This is a genomic window from Acinetobacter proteolyticus, from assembly GCF_000367945.1.
GTDB classification, from domain to species: Bacteria; Pseudomonadota; Gammaproteobacteria; order Pseudomonadales; family Moraxellaceae; genus Acinetobacter; species Acinetobacter proteolyticus.
Genome location: NZ_KB849179.1, coordinates 649,725 through 664,435 on the forward strand (window position 1 = coordinate 649,725; position 14,711 = coordinate 664,435).

A 14,711-nucleotide genomic window follows, 5' to 3' on the forward strand; every position below is an offset into this window, starting at 1 on the left:
AAATTTAAAATACAACGACTAAGCAGAATAGACAGCTTGGCGTAATTTAGGCTTTGAATGGATCTTTCACTTCTTTTAGCCGTGTAAAACTTTTATCACTTGTTGATAGATTGATTCAAGATAATTATTTAATGGCACGAGCGTCTGACCAGACTTACTACGAACATATTTAAAATAAGGAATTAGAGGATATTCTCCACTTTCGCATACAATCACTTTAGGAAACCACTCCTTGTGAAATTGATCCGCGGTGATATCGAGAATGATCCCATTCACGATTAAATAGCAGTGAGCAATTTCTGGCGTTCGTGCAGAAATTTGCACTTTACCGACACGATAATCAGATTTGATGTAGTGAACATTGAGCAAATAGTATTGCAATAGATCACAAGCATCGGCTCCACATTCTTTTGGAAATTTACTAAATGTCCCCGTAATAAAACCTTGCGTGACATGATCTAAAGCTTCACGAAAAGCTTGTGCAATATGAGTAAGTGTTTGAACATCATTTTCATAAGCCATGTGGTCTAATTCTTAAAGTAATAAGTGTTCTTTTAGTAAAGCCTATTAAATGTAAGATTTAACTAAATTTATTGGTTGAATTGTTAAGACTATTACCTGTTGTAATACCAACACTAATGCTTTCATCAAATTAATGATGGACCATACAAGAGATTATTTCGAAATGTTAAAAAGTTGCATAATGCTTAAACTATTTACAAGTTTGAAGTGATTTATTACAAACAAGAATACTTTTCATTTCATAATAAAATTAAGTACCTAACTTTAAGGGGGACATGACCATGCCTCAATACCTTAAAATTGCTGAAAATATTTATAGAAAATTTCAGAAAAATGATCAGTTTATGATTGATAAACAAGACTGTCTCAATCTTGTTATCAAGCAAATACGAAAAGAGTTGATTGATACAGATCTTAAGCTGATTTACAACTACATAGAATTTGTTGAAGGTTTTAAAGAACCCGCGAAAGATGGCCGCATTAGTTTGGATATTAGTCTTATTCCTAGCTATAAGCATAAGGATGAATTTGTATTATGGCTTGCTGGTTTTATTGAAAAAATTACAGAAGGTGGGGTGAAACGTTTGCCACCGCTACATAAAGATATTCCTCCTGAATTCACTTTCCAAAGTGATCCCAATATCATTCTCGATATTCGAAATGAACACAGTGGAGAAAGAATCGTTTCATACTTTAGAAGTGATGATTTCGCTGAAGAAGTGAAAGGTATTTGAAACCTAAATAAATTTGAAAATTTATATCGTGAACTGTTTAAATCAATAGAAAAATTTCTTTCAAATATAGGTGTTAGTGATGCCAACAAATGAAAAAACATGGACGATATTTGAGGCTTTGCGTGAAAGCCATGAAAAACAAAGAACATTCTCTGAAAAATTGATTAAAACATCAGGTGATAGTCAAGAAAGACGAGAGCTTTTTGAGTTGCTAAAAAATGAATTATTTGCTCATGCGGTGGCTGAAGACCGATTTTTATATATTCCGTTGATGATGACAGACGCTGGCTTAAATATCACGCGTCATGCTTTATCAGAGCATCATGAAATGGATGAGTTGTTAGAACAGCTCACCCAGACTGAATTTAGTAATTCTGGATGGTTAGCAATTGCAAAAAAACTGTCACATGTCGTTCATCATCACTTAGAAGAAGAAGAGCATCGTTTTTTTCAACAAGCAGGAAAAATTTTGCCAGAGAAACAGAAAAAAGAGTTGGCGCAAAAATATCATGCAGAATATATAAAATATTTAAATAAAGACACAGACAGTTTAGTTTAAATGTTCAGATTTAATTAAATGCTCTAACCCTCGATAGGAGGGTTTTTTTATACCTATAATTAAATTTTTATTTCAAGATATTTCTATATTTACTAGAAGTTATACATATTAACTTAAAAAAAATTCTTATCACTGATTTTAACAAACAACTCAATTATGGTGAAAATACAAACAATTCATTTATTCAAATTCCAGTTGAGAATTATGTTTTCAGTGAATTATTTTTTACAGGAGAATAAACATGATAAACCAAGATGATTATGACCGTGAACGTATTAAAAATGCACCAGATCAAGTAAAGAAAGACTTAAATGCTGACCCAATTACAGGGGAGCCTGGTTCCCATCCAGTGGGCACAGGAATCGGTGCTGTAGGTGGCGCCGCGACTGGAGCTGCTGTTGGTAGTGCTGGTGGTCCAGTGGGGGCTTTAGTCGGTGGTGCCGTAGGCGCCGTTGTAGGCGGATTAGCAGGAAGTGCAGTAGGTGAAGCAATTGATCCTACTGTCGAAGATGCGTACTGGCGAGAAAACTATTTAAATCAATCTTATTATAATGAGGCAAGTACAAAATATCCGAATCTGGATTATGATCGGGATTATCGTGATGCTTATCGAGTGGGCTATGAAAAACGCTATGGCTATGATCCAGATGTGGCATTCGAAGACGTTGAACCTGAGTTGAGAAGCAATTGGGAACAGGCAAAAGCGGAATCACGCTTATCTTGGGATGAAGCAAGACATGCATCTCGCGATGCATGGAATCGAAATCGGCAGCAGCTGAAATAACCTAAAATTTAGATAAAATATCATTAAGCCCTATTCCTACTAGAATAGGGTTTTTTATGCGAACTAAGAAATGAAGGTGGATAAAATAAAAGAAAACCGCCCATACAGGCGGTTGCTGAATCAATCAGCGAACAATAGAAGTGTGAACGGTCAAGAGCCCACTTCTATTTTGTGAATTAGGGATTCTTATTTAAAACTTCAATAAACTCATCCGATTTGAAATATGAGTTAATCAACTCACCACTTTCTGAATACTGAGGTTGAAAGGGTTGAATTTTTTTCTTTTCTTTAGGCAATGTATATTTGAATTCAGGGGGAATATCTTTGCGAATTGGGGGGAGTTTTCGTTTACCATCAGTGGTTATTTTTTGGATAAAACTCGCTAACCATAAGATAAACTCACCTTCATGTTTTATAATCGGGATCAAGCTTATATCCAAATGATTTTTACACTCAGAGTTTACATTATTTAAGCATTCCTCAAAATCAATGAAATTATAAAGGAGTTTAAGTTTGGAGTTCTTTATTTCCTGACGTATTTCAACTATTAAGGTGTTGAGGTTTTCAAGGTTATCAGTACTAAACTCCTTATTTTTCTTTAATTTTTTATAAATTTTTTCTGCTATTTGTACGTAAAGTGACATGCTTCGCTCTCCCTAAGCCCTTTATATTTAGGAATTATGAAGGGTTTTACGTTTCTTATTGTGTCTGTTATATCACTTATTGTGAGAAGTTAGTGGTTTTTGAAATTAAGGATTAAATGATAGAACAAGGAAGTGATTTTAAAGAACTGAATATTATAATTATTTTAATGAAAATTATTCAAATATAAGTGGGTTTAATATCTGACCTTAAACGTACTCGTATACAATGACTGCACTTGCTATATTTTTAGATCTTTCTTTGAAAAAATCATGGCTTAGCGCCTTAATGTTGACTTTGTGATTATTGCTGATAAGTTCTGCTCGAAGCCAATCATTTATTTTCTGTTCTAAGTCTTGAATGGATTCGGTTTCAAAGGTTTTTACTTTAGCCATTAATCTTCCTCTCTAAATTTAAATGATATTTTATGTTGCTATGTTTTTTGATTAATCTATTTTTATATAATAAATAGAATTTATTCAATTTTAACTTGTTTCTAAATGTTTTGAAAAGCTTGGCTGTAAAGTTATAATTTCTTTTTTTTTAGAAGGTTATGATGTTTTATAAATTTATAAAATAATGAACGGGGTTACATAATTTTTCGTTTTTTATGAAAGTTAAAATAAATAACAGAGAAAGTTACATCAAAAATTGTCAATATAAAGTTTTTGAAATATACCAAGAGGTGCCACATGTTAAAAACGATCATTACTTTGGGAACAGGTGTTGCTTTAGGCTGCTATTGTAAGTCTCATAAAGATAAAACTAAATTATCAGATGAGAAAAAAGAGGACGATATCAATCTTGATGGTGAAGTCAAGGGGAAAAAAGTTCTCAGTAAGTTTCTAAAATAAGTATAAAAAGAAGCTTGTCGTCAAGCTTCTTTTTATTTTAATTAAAACTATTATCTGAATAAAGCGATTAGTATTGAAGTATATAGCGCGGATGCATGAATAAATAATATTGTTAATGTACGACGACAAGATGAGAGGTAATCATGATGAAAAATCTATTGGTGAAAAGTCTAGCATTGAGTTTTGTTTTCACACTTGTAGCATGTGAAAAGAACAAAACGACAGATAATTCAGCCCTTCGGCAGGAAACAACCACACCTCATTCAATGGAAACAGAACCAGCAACGAATAGCAATCAGTTGCATGATGATATGCAGCATGATGCCTCTGTGCCTGTAACAAATGAAGATGGTACATCTGAAGCACATACTGGTAGCGCCACCACGCAGCAGACACCTTAGCTGTAAATACTAAATATAATACACCTATAAGAAAAGGCTGAAGTTTGAGCAATAACTTCAGCCTTTTTAGAAGGAGATATAAGGCTAGATTTTGATTTTTATGTGATGCTATCTACGTTATTTTTTATTAATGATGTTTTTGGCACTTATTGTGTAATTCTTATGTATACAATTTTTTATTTTAGTAGCATAAGTCTAAACAATATTAACAATTGATTACTTTAAATAGAGCAGAATCGCATAATAGAAAAATTAAAGGAATAATCTCATGCCTCAATATTTAAAATTAGCTGAAAAAATATATGTAAATGTTAAAGAGTCAAAGGGGTTTATAGATGAGCCTTTGGAAGATTTAAATAATTTGATGTGTGAGCTTAGAAGTGAAATTAAAAATACAGATTTTAAGATGCGTTATAACTATATAAATTTCGAAGATTTGTTGATGAATTCTAAAGATTTACCTTTTATTTTAGACATAAGTATTTTACCTAAAAGTAAAAATAAAACTGAATATATTTTATGGCTTGCTAGTTTTATAGAGAAAGTTACAATATCTTCTCATAAAAAATCTATCACTATGAAAAGTAAAGTCGTAATGCCGAGTTACTATTATGATGAAGTGGGAAATATAGTAAATAGTTCTAATAATAATGGGGATGACATTGTTTCGTATTTCAAACACAAAGAGTCAATATAAAGCTAACCAATTTAACAAAAATTCTGCGAATTTTTCTCTAAAGGAGTTTCTGAGATGGCAAAGCATTATATGTTAAAGGAGGTCAATGCAAGTAGCGAAAGGGGAGATCAAATTATCGTTGAGCAAATTTATGAGAAGGGATTGGCACCTGAGTCCGATAACAATAAGGTGTCTTTATGGTCACCAATATTTAAAGTTGTGATTAGAGATATGGTCATTCAACTGAATGACGATTTGACATTTACACATCCACGGAGTGGCAAGGTTTTTAGAATCCATGATTTTTAAGCTTGGAATGTAAATTTCTTTTAAATGAGCTCAATTGATATGAGGTGTTTGTAAGGATTTGGTCCAATCTTTACCTTTGCAGCGAACACATTCATGGTCTAGGTTTAATAAACGTTGCGTCATTCCACAATACATACAAGAATAAAAAAGTTCAGTATCCAGGTAATCAGTCTTTTTATAATCATGTGGAAATAACGGGAGTCCCCATTTTGTTTCATCTTTTGTAAAAAATAACAGGCTTAAACAACCATCTGTTTCCAGTAAAGCAACTTTGACTTGACCTAAGTGTTCTACGCTTTGCTGACGCATTTCAGCAAAAAATTCATCATGTGAATATTTCTCTTTCTGCATATCTTGAATCACCATTAAGCCATTTTCCACAATACATAAAGGTTTTCCTTCTAAAAGTATTTCAAACTTTTTACTTTTCATCATGGCCCAAGTGATCAGACGATATAAGACAATAATGGTACACATCACCACAAACGCTTGAGCGATGGGGGCTTCATCTATAAACATCGGATCTCCTGCTGCGCTCCCTAGACTTAGAATGATAGCCACTTCAAAGATAGACAATTGTCGAATACCACGTTTACCTGAGAGCTTTAAGAAAATCAGAATCAGAAAAAACATGACAAAACACCGAACAATGATCTCTAGTACAAGATCCCAGCTGGTGTCATAAATAAAAATGTCGATGATATTCATGAAATTTTCTCTTTTTATAATGAATAATTAAATTCTGAAAACAAAAAATGAGCTTATGTTTTAAATAAGCTCATTATTTTTATCGAGTGATCAATACTATATTCGATCCCAAGCATCTTTGATGGCTTGCTTGGCATGTTCCCATTTTAATCTGGATTCAGCTTTTAACTCTTCCCAAGATTCTTTGAGACTACCTTCAACATCTTCAAATTGCGTACTACGATCATGCTCAGAACGTGCACGGCTACCTAATTCATAGGCTTTTGAAAAATCTCGATCATAATCTAAGTCGGGTGTGTCGAGTTGAGCTTCTTGATAATAAGGACGAGTCAAATAACTAGAACGCCAATGATCATTTGGATCGATATTGACACGCGAACCTTGATTCTGTTGATTAGATAAATTTTGATTTGTCATGAAAATTCTCCAGCAAACTTTTCAGCTTAAATAAAATTTAGGAGAATATTTATTTTATTCTCCTAAATTGCTATAGATCGGAAACAATCAAGAATTACTTCTGTTGATTATTTTGGTTTGATCCTTGACGGTTAGAATCTTTTTGATGAGATCCTTGTTGTTGACGATTGTCATTTTGCTGTTGTTGCTGCTGTTGACGATTGTCATTGTTTTGATTTTTCTGTTGTTGCTGTGGATTATTACGCTCTTCATTGCGTTGATTATTTGTATTACTCATGATCGTACACCTCATTTGGTTTTAGATATTATCTGAGCAAATCAGATGATTTAATTAAAACATAAAAATTTATTTAAAATAGTGAGAGGCTGTTTCACTATATTTAAATGTAATATTCTAAGGTTAAGTATTTGTAGGTTTTCTAAGGGGTTATCCTATTTGTTGGGAGTTGAATTAAAACAGTATTAATATAACCTTATATTTTGTTTACATAAAAAAACAGAAGAGCACGTGAAAATTATCTTTCCTTATTTTTTAATAATTATAATGAGATTCTTGCAGATATCGTTGAGCAGTCTTTTTAGTTTTAATTCAGGCTTTCCATGATAAATGGACTTGAAGTGATGAATCTTATCTTTAAAATATATACAGTAAAAAAAAGTACCTACTGGTTTTTCTTTGGTTTCTGACCCGCCTTTCTTGAGCAATCCTGTGCAAGATATACAAATATCTGATTTAAATATTTTCTTTCCATTTTTGATTAACTCTTCAGTGACTTGTAATGATTCTGCAGTGTATTCTTCTATCAGTTTTGGAGAAATTTTTAATATTTTCTCTTTAACTTTTAAGTCATAACAAACCAAACCACCAATTAAGATATCTCCAGAAAAAGGACTCAAAGAGAAATGATAGGATAAGTAACCCGCTGATGCACTTTCGATAAAAAATATAGTTAACTTTTCTTGAGCTAAAAGCTGACAGGATTTATTCAACATAGTGGCCTCATATCAATGATATTTTCTTAAATTATTGCCTTTTTTTTAACTTATTTTATAAATAAATAATTCAAAATATTAAAATGTAAATAGAAATAAATTATAGTCTATTGATATGGAATGATTTTTAATATTTTTTGTTGCAATGTTAACTAGATTTAACAAAATGTAAATGGGAATAAAGGATGAGCAAAGTAAGGTGATTTTATATTTTCAATTCGGAGAATGGAAATGTCTGTTGTCGTAAAAAAACGATTAATTGATTTATTGCAGGATGATCATAAAAATTATTACGAGTTAGTTTCTTTCTTCCTTGATGGAGATATTTCTAACTTTGAAAAAGAAAAGAAGTCAGTTCATTTATTAAGACATGAATTAGATACGGTTAACTTAAATAAAATATCTGTACCTGAAAATATAGAGGAAATAAAAGAATGGTACCAAAGTGAAAATCGTAAAGCATGTCAACTTTATCAGACATATTTAACTCAACGTAAGTCTGGATGTGAGCGGACATACTTTAAGAACATAGGTCAGGCCTTTGAATTCTTGGTGAAAGTGGCGCCTACAAAAAAAGTAGATGGTTCTTGGCTTTATAGTATTGTGAATTATTGGAATGATCCTATTTTTCATGATCTTATTTTGATTTATTTGGAAGAGTTGGGGTTAGGACAAGCAAAATCTAATCATGTGTGTATGTATGATGATTTGCTCCGTTGCCTAGGATTGGATGATTTTGAATTTCTTTTAGAGGATGAATATTATCATCATGCCGCTGTTCAACTTGCTCTAGGTTATGCACCCCCTGAATTTATTCCAGAAATTATTGGTTATAATTTAGGCTACGAACAACTTCCGTTACATCTTTTAATTACCAACTATGAGCTTAAAGAATTAGGGATTGATGCAAAATATTTCAATTTACACATTACCATTGATAATCTTGCCAATGGTCATGCGCACAAATCTTTAAAAGTGCTCGAAAATGTTTATAAAAAATATAAAGATAAAAAATTGTTTATGCAAAAGGTTAAACAAGGCTATGCCTTAAATCAGCATGGCATATCATCTACACAGATCATAAAAAGTTTAGATCTAGAAAAATTTGTTCATAAAATCTTAAAGCGCAAGGCAATGATCGGCCAATTAGTGCACAACGAAAAGCAATTGATTGGCTGTAAATCAATCAATCAATGGTTAGCAAATCCGCATGAAATTGGCAGTTTTATTCAGCAATTGGTCGAGAAAAAATGGATTAGGTTCAATCTTGATCCTGAACAAAGTATGTTTTGGAGGATGATCGGGCATGAAGATGGAAAAATGTATGGTGTATTCACCCCAGCAGAAAGACAGATTATCTATGATTGGATTGCTGGAGAACAATACGCAACCCATTTCTTACCCTACCATCAGGGTTTGAATACTGAGCAACCTTTGCATGACTTTCTGTTTAGCTATATTTCTGATGGTGAATTGGAGAGCTTACAAAAACGAGTCAGTCAAACTGATAATTTTGCATTGAAGCTTTGTAAATTAACACCTTTTTTAGCGCCCGAATCTCACCATAAAAGCATAGGTCTGTGGAGTACCCAGAAATATGTTGAATTATTATTCCCATATTTATCGGTTTCTGCCCGTTAATTAGAGGAATTTTACGATTTATCCACTCATTTTAGCCAACAATAAATAGGGTAGCCCAATGAATGACAATATTACAGATAGCAAAATAAAAAGTGCTTTAGCTGGAAATACACCAGACAAAAGTAATGAGACGGAAAAAACTAAACAGCTTGATCTTGTCAGAAATGATGCGACCAACGAAGCGTTAACCACCAATCAAGGCGTTAAAATTTCTGATAATCAGAACAGTTTAAGGGCTGGTGTTCGTGGATCAACCTTGATTGAAGATTTTATTTTACGTGAAAAGATCACGCATTTTGACCATGAGCGTATCCCTGAACGCATCGTACATGCACGTGGTGTAGGTGCCCATGGTTATTTTCAAGCTTATGAAGGTAATGAGCGTTTTACCAAAGCAGGCTTTTTGACTGACCCAAATATTCAAACACCGATATTCGTTCGTTTCTCTACCGTGCAAGGCCCGCGCGGCTCGGCGGATACAGTAAGGGATATTCGTGGATTTGCGATAAAATTTTATACCCAAGAGGGGAATTTTGATTTAGTCGGAAATAATGTACCTGTATTTTTTGTACAGGATGGAATCAAATTTCCTGATTTTGTACATGCAGTTAAACCAGAACCTCATACCGAAATGCCTACAGGGGGGTCTGCACATGACACGTTTTGGGATTTTGTCTCATTGGTGCCTGAGTCAGCACATACAGTGATGTGGGCAATGTCAGACCGTGCCATTCCTCGTAATTTGCGTTCGATACAAGGATTTGGTGTTCATACTTTCCGTTTTATAGATGAACATGAGAAAGCATGCTTTATTAAATTTCATTGGACACCTAAACAAGGACTCAGCGCTTTGGTATGGGATGAAGCTCAGAAATTAGCAGGTAAAGATCCAGATTTTCATCGTAGGGATTTATATGAAGCCATTGAACAGGGGCTTTATCCAGAATGGGAGCTAGGCGTTCAGATTGTCGCAGAAGAAGATGAAATGAGCTTTGATTTTGATTTGCTTGACCCCACTAAAATTATTCCTGAAGAATTAGTGCCGATAACCCCAATTGGCAAATTCATACTGAATCGTAATGTTGATAATTTTTTTGCAGAAACCGAGCAAATTGCATTTTGTCCAGGACATATCGTACCAGGGATTGATTTTAGCAATGACCCATTATTGCAGGCCCGATTATTCTCATATACAGATACACAATTAAGCCGTTTAGGTGGACCCAATTTTCATCAGATTCCGATTAATAGACCTGTCTGTCCATTTCACAACCACCAACGTGATGCAATGCATCAGCACGAGATTCATAAAGGTCAAGCCTCGTATCAACCAAACTCAATTGATAATAACTGGCCGATTGAAGTCCCTTCAGCAGCACAAAATGGTGGCTTTGAAAGCTACCAAGAAAGAATTGATGGGCACAAAATCCGTCAGCGCAGCGAGTCATTTTCAGACCATTTCTCTCAAGCCCGCTTGTATTATCAAAGTCTTGCACCTCATGAACAGAAGCATGTGGTGGATGCCTATACCTTTGAATTAAGTAAAGTACAGAGAGCACATATTCGGGCACGAGAGGTTCAAGAGATTTTGGCCAATATTGATCTTGATCTGGCGCAGCAAGTCGGACAAAATTTGGGAATAGACGTTGTACCGCCTCAAGAAAATTATAAACAGGCCAGTATTGAAAAATCTGAACGCCTATCTATGCAGGCTTTTATTCCAGATGATATTCAAGGACGTAAAGTTGCAGTACTGATTCACGATCAGGTGAATGCCGAAACGTTAAGAGTCATTATTAACTGGTCATTGCAAGAAAATGTAATTGCGCATTTGCTGACACCAATGCTTGCTCCCGTAAAAGGCTCAAGAGGTGAAGTAATCACCTCTGATGGTATGCAAAAGGCTGAACCGTCTATTATTTATGATGCTGTTATCATTGCGGATGGCGATAATTTGGATACAGTTTTGGCTGATGGTGTCACCAAACATTATTTATTTGAAGCATATAAGCATCTTAAACCGGTTGTCTTTTTAGGAAACAAAGTCGATTTATTCGATCAGTTATCGTTAACTCCTGATGAGGGAACATTGTTGCAAGAAGATTTTCGCAATGTCGCTGAGAAGTTAAAGCAGTTGTTGCGCCATCACCGCATTTGGTCTAGAGAAGCGCTGATGAATGCTATACCAGCATAAAACTTAAAAAGCTCCTTGATGGAGCTTTTTTATTTGCTAGCTTAAACGTAACTATTTTATTGCTGAAATTGTAATGAGTACAACGGCAATTCTTTCAATGTGTTGATAAACACATTGATCGAGTTCTTCACCAAAAACATCGGGATCAATTTCTTCATAACTATAGTTGAAATGAGGATAGTGTTGTATCCAGTTTTCTAATGCTTCTAAAAACTTATTACCTTGGTGGCTTATGGCAATGCCTGTATATAAAAATAATTTACCTTGAGGTGTTAGCCTTTTGATGCCTTCCTGTAGAATTTTAAAAGATAAATCTGTCCCATCTAGGCAATTACCTCCATGTCGGTATTGCCGTTCATGACTGTCTATTAGATAAGGCGGGTTCGCAAAAATAAGATCAAAATCGCCCTGTAGATTGGAAAATAAATTGCTATGGATTGGAAAAATATGCTTTAAGCCAATGAACTTTTTATTCACTTGGCTATAAAATAAAGCCTTAGGATTAATGTCGGCAGTAAAAATTTCATTAAGTTCGGGAAATGTTTTGGCTATTACAATCGCAACGGCTGAGGTACCACAACAGAGCTCGAGCGTGCGTCCAAAAGGCTGGCATTGATTAAGTAAATACTGTTTAAGATGATAGTAAAAACGATAGGTGTCTGGACCAAAGAAAACAGCATCCTGTTCAAGTGTTGGAAAGGCAGAATGAATAAAGAGTTCATCTTCTAATGCTGCTACTCGAATATTACTCAGCCATTGATCACCTACGTGTCGAATCAACAGGGCTTTTTTTAAAGTGTTGAAAAGTTGTGGGTCAAGGTCTTCGGGATGAAAGGGAAGATTCCATCCAAAAATATCTTTGAGACTTCTAGGCTCAGACGATAAGTTTATTTTACGCATGAAAATACGCTGATGAGTTTGTGGCGTAATGACAGTAAAGTGATAATGCTGTTCTTTTAAAAAGTGTAATAAAGAAAGTAGAGATTTTTGCTGTATAAGTTCACTATTTAAAAGCTGATTCATTTTGATCTCATCCTGTTATAAAAAAACCTCCTATGGGAGGTTTTTTTACTTATCTTATCCATTGACGATTTCGCCACCATTAACATGGATGACTTGCCCTGTCATATAACTGGCATCATCAGAAGCTAAAAATAAATAGGCAGGCGCGACTTCACTGGGTTGGCCCATGCGCCCCATAGGTGTGTCTTTACCAAATTTTGCAACTGTTTCTGCATCGAAACTACTAGGAATTAAGGGTGTCCAGATTGGGCCAGGTGCTACTCCATTGACCCTAATTCCTTTCTTCTGCTTCATTAAGTTATTGGATAGGCTGCGGATAAATGTTGTGATTGCCCCTTTGGTACTGGCGTAATCAATTAACTCATCATGGCCATGATAACTTGTAATACTTGTAGTATTAATAATACTATCTCCCTCTTTTAAATGGGGAAGTACCGCTTTAGTTAAATGAAACATAGAAAAAATATTGGTTTTAAATGTTTTTTCTAATTGTTCAGTACTAATATTCACCAAATCTTTTTGTTGAAATTGTACGCCAGCATTATTAATCAAGATATTGATTTTACTAAAAGCTTTAAGTGTTTGTTCCACACATTTTTCCGAGACTTTGGGTTCAGTAATATCTTCTTGTAAAAGAAGACAATGTTGACCTTCTTGCTCCACAAGTTGTTTAGTTATTTCTGCATCTTCTTTTTCTTCAAGATAAATAATTGCAATATCCGCACCTTCACGTGCAAATAAAACGGCAATAGAACGACCTATTCCACTATCCCCACCGCTAATCAGAGCAACTTTACCTTTCAGTTTATTGCTACCTTGATGCGTGCTTTTAATTATCTCTGGTTCGGGATGCATGACATTCTGTTCGCCAGGCTGATGCTGCTGATGTTGAGCTGGGACAGAGGTAGGATAATGATTAGATTCGTTATTCATTTTTAAGAGTCCTATACATTTAAACAATAACTTCAATCATCTTTTAAAAGCATGTTAATTTTAGTAAGGACTATGTTTTGATTAGTTGTGTTTGTACATTTTCAGTTGAAGGACGTAAAAAAATATAAATTTTTCTCTTTTCAAGCTTGCAATTACTCTATGGATAAAATCTTAATATGATTACTGGCAGTCATATGCTCGAGCAGTGTTTTTTCTTCAGTATCTTGACTCCAATTTTCAATTGGAGTTGATCTTTCCAAATTCAGTATCGCTCTAATCATTGTTTCAATCTTTTTTAATTGCTGAGTTGTAGGTGTAACAGTTTTAATATCCTTATTCTTTAAATTTCTCTTTTTAATATTTGATACTTCTATTTTTTTAAAATTGTTGGTGAGGAAAAAGTTGCGCTGAAATGGTAAGGATATATCCTTTTTATCTACCTTATAAAACCATCCATCTGTGTATTGAATCCATTCATTATTATTGATGTTGATTTGGGCTAACAAAATTTCGGGGGCAATTAAACGAACAAATATCGGCTTAATTGGGATGGATTTATGGTGATCTTGAATTGTCATTTTAAAATCTCCTGATAAATTTTAACAAAGATTCTATTTGAAATTTCCTAAATATAAATGTTTTTTTGCATAACTTATTTGTATTTTTTTATATATTCTTTGGGGGTTTGAATTCTGGTTGTAAAAGAATGTATATCTGTTGCTCTTATGATTCAATTGTTCCTTTTTTATTTGTGGCGTAATTTTAACCTATATTTTTGGTGGTAAATAAAAGTAAAAAATATAAAAATAACAAGCTATTAATTTTTTGTATTAATAATAAATGTGAAACATTTAAAAATATTGAAACATAGCTAGGTTAGGTTAAATATTTATTATCTCTTATGGTGAATAAAGCCGCTTTATAACAACGGCGAAAATATAATTTTAATAGAGGATGAGATAATCATGGCTAATCAAAATTCTAGACAAGACGATCAAGATAATAACTCTGGTACATCAACTCGCGGATTTGCAAGTATGGATCCAGACAGAGTAAAGGAAATAGCAAGTATGGGTGGACGTGCCGCTCATGCAAGTGGCAATGCACATGAATTTACCTCAGAAGAGGCCCGCGAAGCTGGCCGCATTGCACATTCACGAGGTAATGCTCATGAATTTACGTCCGAAGAAGCGCGCGAAGCGGGTTCATTAAGTCATAAAAATGATCGTCGCTCTAGTAGTCGCGATGACGATGATTATGATGATCGTGGAGGCAATCGTTCAGGCGGCCGTGGTCGCAGCCGTAGCGACGATGATTATGA

20 protein-coding genes are annotated in these 14,711 nt (G+C 34.1%); 10 read left to right on the forward strand and 10 right to left on the reverse strand.

What is annotated here, in order from left to right; translation table 11 throughout:
* Positions 1-75: 75 nt before the first annotated feature.
* Complete coding sequence (locus F993_RS13850; protein WP_004653254.1) at positions 76-522, reverse strand: hypothetical protein; 447 nt, start codon at positions 520-522, stop codon at positions 76-78.
* 281 nt (positions 523-803) lie between these two features.
* On the opposite strand from F993_RS13850, the gene F993_RS13845 reads away from it, so the two are divergent.
* The 3 genes from F993_RS13845 to F993_RS13835 all read left to right on the forward strand — a co-directional run bounded on the left by F993_RS13845 (position 804) and on the right by F993_RS13835 (position 2,599).
* Entirely contained in the window at positions 804-1,256 is a 453-nt protein-coding gene (locus F993_RS13845; RefSeq protein ID WP_032812424.1) for a hypothetical protein, read from the forward strand.
* Between the two features lie 79 nt (positions 1,257-1,335).
* Positions 1,336-1,815: a hemerythrin domain-containing protein gene (locus tag F993_RS13840; protein WP_004653256.1), complete on the forward strand. Its 480-nt coding sequence runs from the start codon at positions 1,336-1,338 to the stop codon at positions 1,813-1,815.
* A gap of 241 nt (positions 1,816-2,056) precedes the next feature.
* Positions 2,057-2,599, forward strand: coding sequence for a glycine zipper domain-containing protein (locus F993_RS13835; protein WP_004653257.1), 543 nt, complete (start codon positions 2,057-2,059; stop codon positions 2,597-2,599).
* Positions 2,600-2,775: 176 nt separating this feature from the next.
* On the opposite strand, the gene F993_RS13830 is transcribed toward F993_RS13835, so the two are convergent.
* Together F993_RS13830 and F993_RS13825 are read right to left on the reverse strand one after the other, a co-directional pair.
* Positions 2,776-3,243 (reverse strand): hypothetical protein, encoded by a 468-nt coding sequence (locus tag F993_RS13830; RefSeq protein ID WP_004653259.1) that lies wholly within the window; start codon positions 3,241-3,243, stop codon positions 2,776-2,778.
* Between the two features lie 207 nt (positions 3,244-3,450).
* Positions 3,451-3,636, reverse strand: a complete 186-nt coding sequence (locus F993_RS13825; protein WP_004653260.1) for a sporulation protein Cse60 — start codon at positions 3,634-3,636, stop codon at positions 3,451-3,453.
* A gap of 297 nt (positions 3,637-3,933) precedes the next feature.
* On the opposite strand from F993_RS13825, the gene F993_RS20470 reads away from it, so the two are divergent.
* The 4 genes from F993_RS20470 (at position 3,934) to F993_RS13810 (ending at position 5,481) form a co-directional block, all read left to right on the forward strand.
* The gene (locus F993_RS20470) at positions 3,934-4,095 is read left to right on the forward strand and encodes a hypothetical protein (RefSeq protein WP_004653261.1); all 162 of its coding nucleotides are present in this window, start codon (positions 3,934-3,936) and stop codon (positions 4,093-4,095) included.
* A gap of 146 nt (positions 4,096-4,241) precedes the next feature.
* Positions 4,242-4,496 (forward strand): hypothetical protein, encoded by a 255-nt coding sequence (locus F993_RS13820; protein ID WP_032812668.1) that lies wholly within the window; start codon positions 4,242-4,244, stop codon positions 4,494-4,496.
* A gap of 268 nt (positions 4,497-4,764) precedes the next feature.
* On the forward strand, positions 4,765-5,193 hold the full coding sequence (locus F993_RS13815; protein WP_004653263.1) for a hypothetical protein: 429 nt from the start codon (positions 4,765-4,767) through the stop codon (positions 5,191-5,193).
* Positions 5,194-5,247: 54 nt separating this feature from the next.
* Complete coding sequence (locus tag F993_RS13810) at positions 5,248-5,481, forward strand: hypothetical protein (RefSeq protein ID WP_004653264.1); 234 nt, start codon at positions 5,248-5,250, stop codon at positions 5,479-5,481.
* Positions 5,482-5,511: 30 nt separating this feature from the next.
* Here the strand turns inward: F993_RS13810 and F993_RS13805 are convergent, their stop codons facing one another.
* The 4 genes from F993_RS13805 to F993_RS13790 form a co-directional block, all read right to left on the reverse strand.
* Positions 5,512-6,189: a DUF421 domain-containing protein gene (locus F993_RS13805; protein ID WP_004653265.1), complete on the reverse strand. Its 678-nt coding sequence runs from the start codon at positions 6,187-6,189 to the stop codon at positions 5,512-5,514.
* Between the two features lie 96 nt (positions 6,190-6,285).
* On the reverse strand, positions 6,286-6,606 hold the full coding sequence (locus tag F993_RS13800; protein WP_004653266.1) for a hypothetical protein: 321 nt from the start codon (positions 6,604-6,606) through the stop codon (positions 6,286-6,288).
* Between the two features lie 94 nt (positions 6,607-6,700).
* Positions 6,701-6,883 carry a hypothetical protein gene (locus F993_RS13795; RefSeq protein WP_004653268.1) on the reverse strand — a complete coding sequence of 61 codons (183 nt, stop codon included), beginning with the start codon at positions 6,881-6,883 and terminating at the stop codon, positions 6,701-6,703.
* 248 nt (positions 6,884-7,131) lie between these two features.
* Positions 7,132-7,599 (reverse strand): CinA family protein, encoded by a 468-nt coding sequence (locus tag F993_RS13790; protein WP_004653269.1) that lies wholly within the window; start codon positions 7,597-7,599, stop codon positions 7,132-7,134.
* Between the two features lie 231 nt (positions 7,600-7,830).
* Between F993_RS13790 and F993_RS13785 the strand changes: the two genes are divergently transcribed.
* Both F993_RS13785 and katE read left to right on the forward strand, forming a co-directional pair.
* Positions 7,831-9,240, forward strand: coding sequence for an iron-containing redox enzyme family protein (locus F993_RS13785; RefSeq protein ID WP_004653270.1), 1,410 nt, complete (start codon positions 7,831-7,833; stop codon positions 9,238-9,240).
* A 58-nt stretch (positions 9,241-9,298) separates the two neighbouring features.
* Positions 9,299-11,434: a catalase HPII gene (katE, locus tag F993_RS13780; RefSeq protein ID WP_004653271.1), complete on the forward strand. Its 2,136-nt coding sequence runs from the start codon at positions 9,299-9,301 to the stop codon at positions 11,432-11,434.
* Positions 11,435-11,485: 51 nt separating this feature from the next.
* On the opposite strand, the gene F993_RS13775 is transcribed toward katE, so the two are convergent.
* From F993_RS13775 to F993_RS13765, 3 genes are all read right to left on the reverse strand, one after another.
* Entirely contained in the window at positions 11,486-12,457 is a 972-nt protein-coding gene (locus F993_RS13775; protein WP_004653272.1) for a N5-glutamine methyltransferase family protein, read from the reverse strand.
* 54 nt (positions 12,458-12,511) lie between these two features.
* Complete coding sequence (locus F993_RS13770) at positions 12,512-13,390, reverse strand: SDR family oxidoreductase (RefSeq protein WP_004653273.1); 879 nt, start codon at positions 13,388-13,390, stop codon at positions 12,512-12,514.
* A 152-nt stretch (positions 13,391-13,542) separates the two neighbouring features.
* A complete protein-coding gene (locus tag F993_RS13765) occupies positions 13,543-13,968 on the reverse strand; it encodes a hypothetical protein (RefSeq protein WP_004653274.1) in 426 nt (141 codons plus the stop codon).
* A 387-nt stretch (positions 13,969-14,355) separates the two neighbouring features.
* On the opposite strand from F993_RS13765, the gene F993_RS20680 reads away from it, so the two are divergent.
* Positions 14,356-14,711: KGG domain-containing protein (locus tag F993_RS20680; RefSeq protein ID WP_004653275.1), on the forward strand; the 356-nt coding region annotated here is incomplete at its 3' end.

Excerpts from the sequence above, each read along its gene's own strand:
- F993_RS13850 (WP_004653254.1), bottom strand. The coding sequence starts at position 522 with ATGGCTTATGAAAATGATGTTCAAACACTTACTCATATTGCACAAGCT.
- F993_RS13845 (WP_032812424.1), top strand. The coding sequence starts at position 804 with ATGCCTCAATACCTTAAAATTGCTGAAAATATTTATAGAAAATTTCAG.
- F993_RS13840 (WP_004653256.1), top strand. The coding sequence starts at position 1,336 with ATGCCAACAAATGAAAAAACATGGACGATATTTGAGGCTTTGCGTGAA.
- F993_RS13835 (WP_004653257.1), top strand. The coding sequence starts at position 2,057 with ATGATAAACCAAGATGATTATGACCGTGAACGTATTAAAAATGCACCA.
- F993_RS13830 (WP_004653259.1), bottom strand. The coding sequence starts at position 3,243 with ATGTCACTTTACGTACAAATAGCAGAAAAAATTTATAAAAAATTAAAG.
- F993_RS13825 (WP_004653260.1), bottom strand. The coding sequence starts at position 3,636 with ATGGCTAAAGTAAAAACCTTTGAAACCGAATCCATTCAAGACTTAGAA.
- F993_RS20470 (WP_004653261.1), top strand. The coding sequence starts at position 3,934 with ATGTTAAAAACGATCATTACTTTGGGAACAGGTGTTGCTTTAGGCTGC.
- F993_RS13820 (WP_032812668.1), top strand. The coding sequence starts at position 4,242 with ATGAAAAATCTATTGGTGAAAAGTCTAGCATTGAGTTTTGTTTTCACA.
- F993_RS13815 (WP_004653263.1), top strand. The coding sequence starts at position 4,765 with ATGCCTCAATATTTAAAATTAGCTGAAAAAATATATGTAAATGTTAAA.
- F993_RS13810 (WP_004653264.1), top strand. The coding sequence starts at position 5,248 with ATGGCAAAGCATTATATGTTAAAGGAGGTCAATGCAAGTAGCGAAAGG.
- F993_RS13805 (WP_004653265.1), bottom strand. The coding sequence starts at position 6,189 with ATGAATATCATCGACATTTTTATTTATGACACCAGCTGGGATCTTGTA.
- F993_RS13800 (WP_004653266.1), bottom strand. The coding sequence starts at position 6,606 with ATGACAAATCAAAATTTATCTAATCAACAGAATCAAGGTTCGCGTGTC.
- F993_RS13795 (WP_004653268.1), bottom strand. The coding sequence starts at position 6,883 with ATGAGTAATACAAATAATCAACGCAATGAAGAGCGTAATAATCCACAG.
- F993_RS13790 (WP_004653269.1), bottom strand. The coding sequence starts at position 7,599 with ATGTTGAATAAATCCTGTCAGCTTTTAGCTCAAGAAAAGTTAACTATA.
- F993_RS13785 (WP_004653270.1), top strand. The coding sequence starts at position 7,831 with ATGTCTGTTGTCGTAAAAAAACGATTAATTGATTTATTGCAGGATGAT.
- katE (WP_004653271.1), top strand. The coding sequence starts at position 9,299 with ATGAATGACAATATTACAGATAGCAAAATAAAAAGTGCTTTAGCTGGA.
- F993_RS13775 (WP_004653272.1), bottom strand. The coding sequence starts at position 12,457 with ATGAATCAGCTTTTAAATAGTGAACTTATACAGCAAAAATCTCTACTT.
- F993_RS13770 (WP_004653273.1), bottom strand. The coding sequence starts at position 13,390 with ATGAATAACGAATCTAATCATTATCCTACCTCTGTCCCAGCTCAACAT.
- F993_RS13765 (WP_004653274.1), bottom strand. The coding sequence starts at position 13,968 with ATGACAATTCAAGATCACCATAAATCCATCCCAATTAAGCCGATATTT.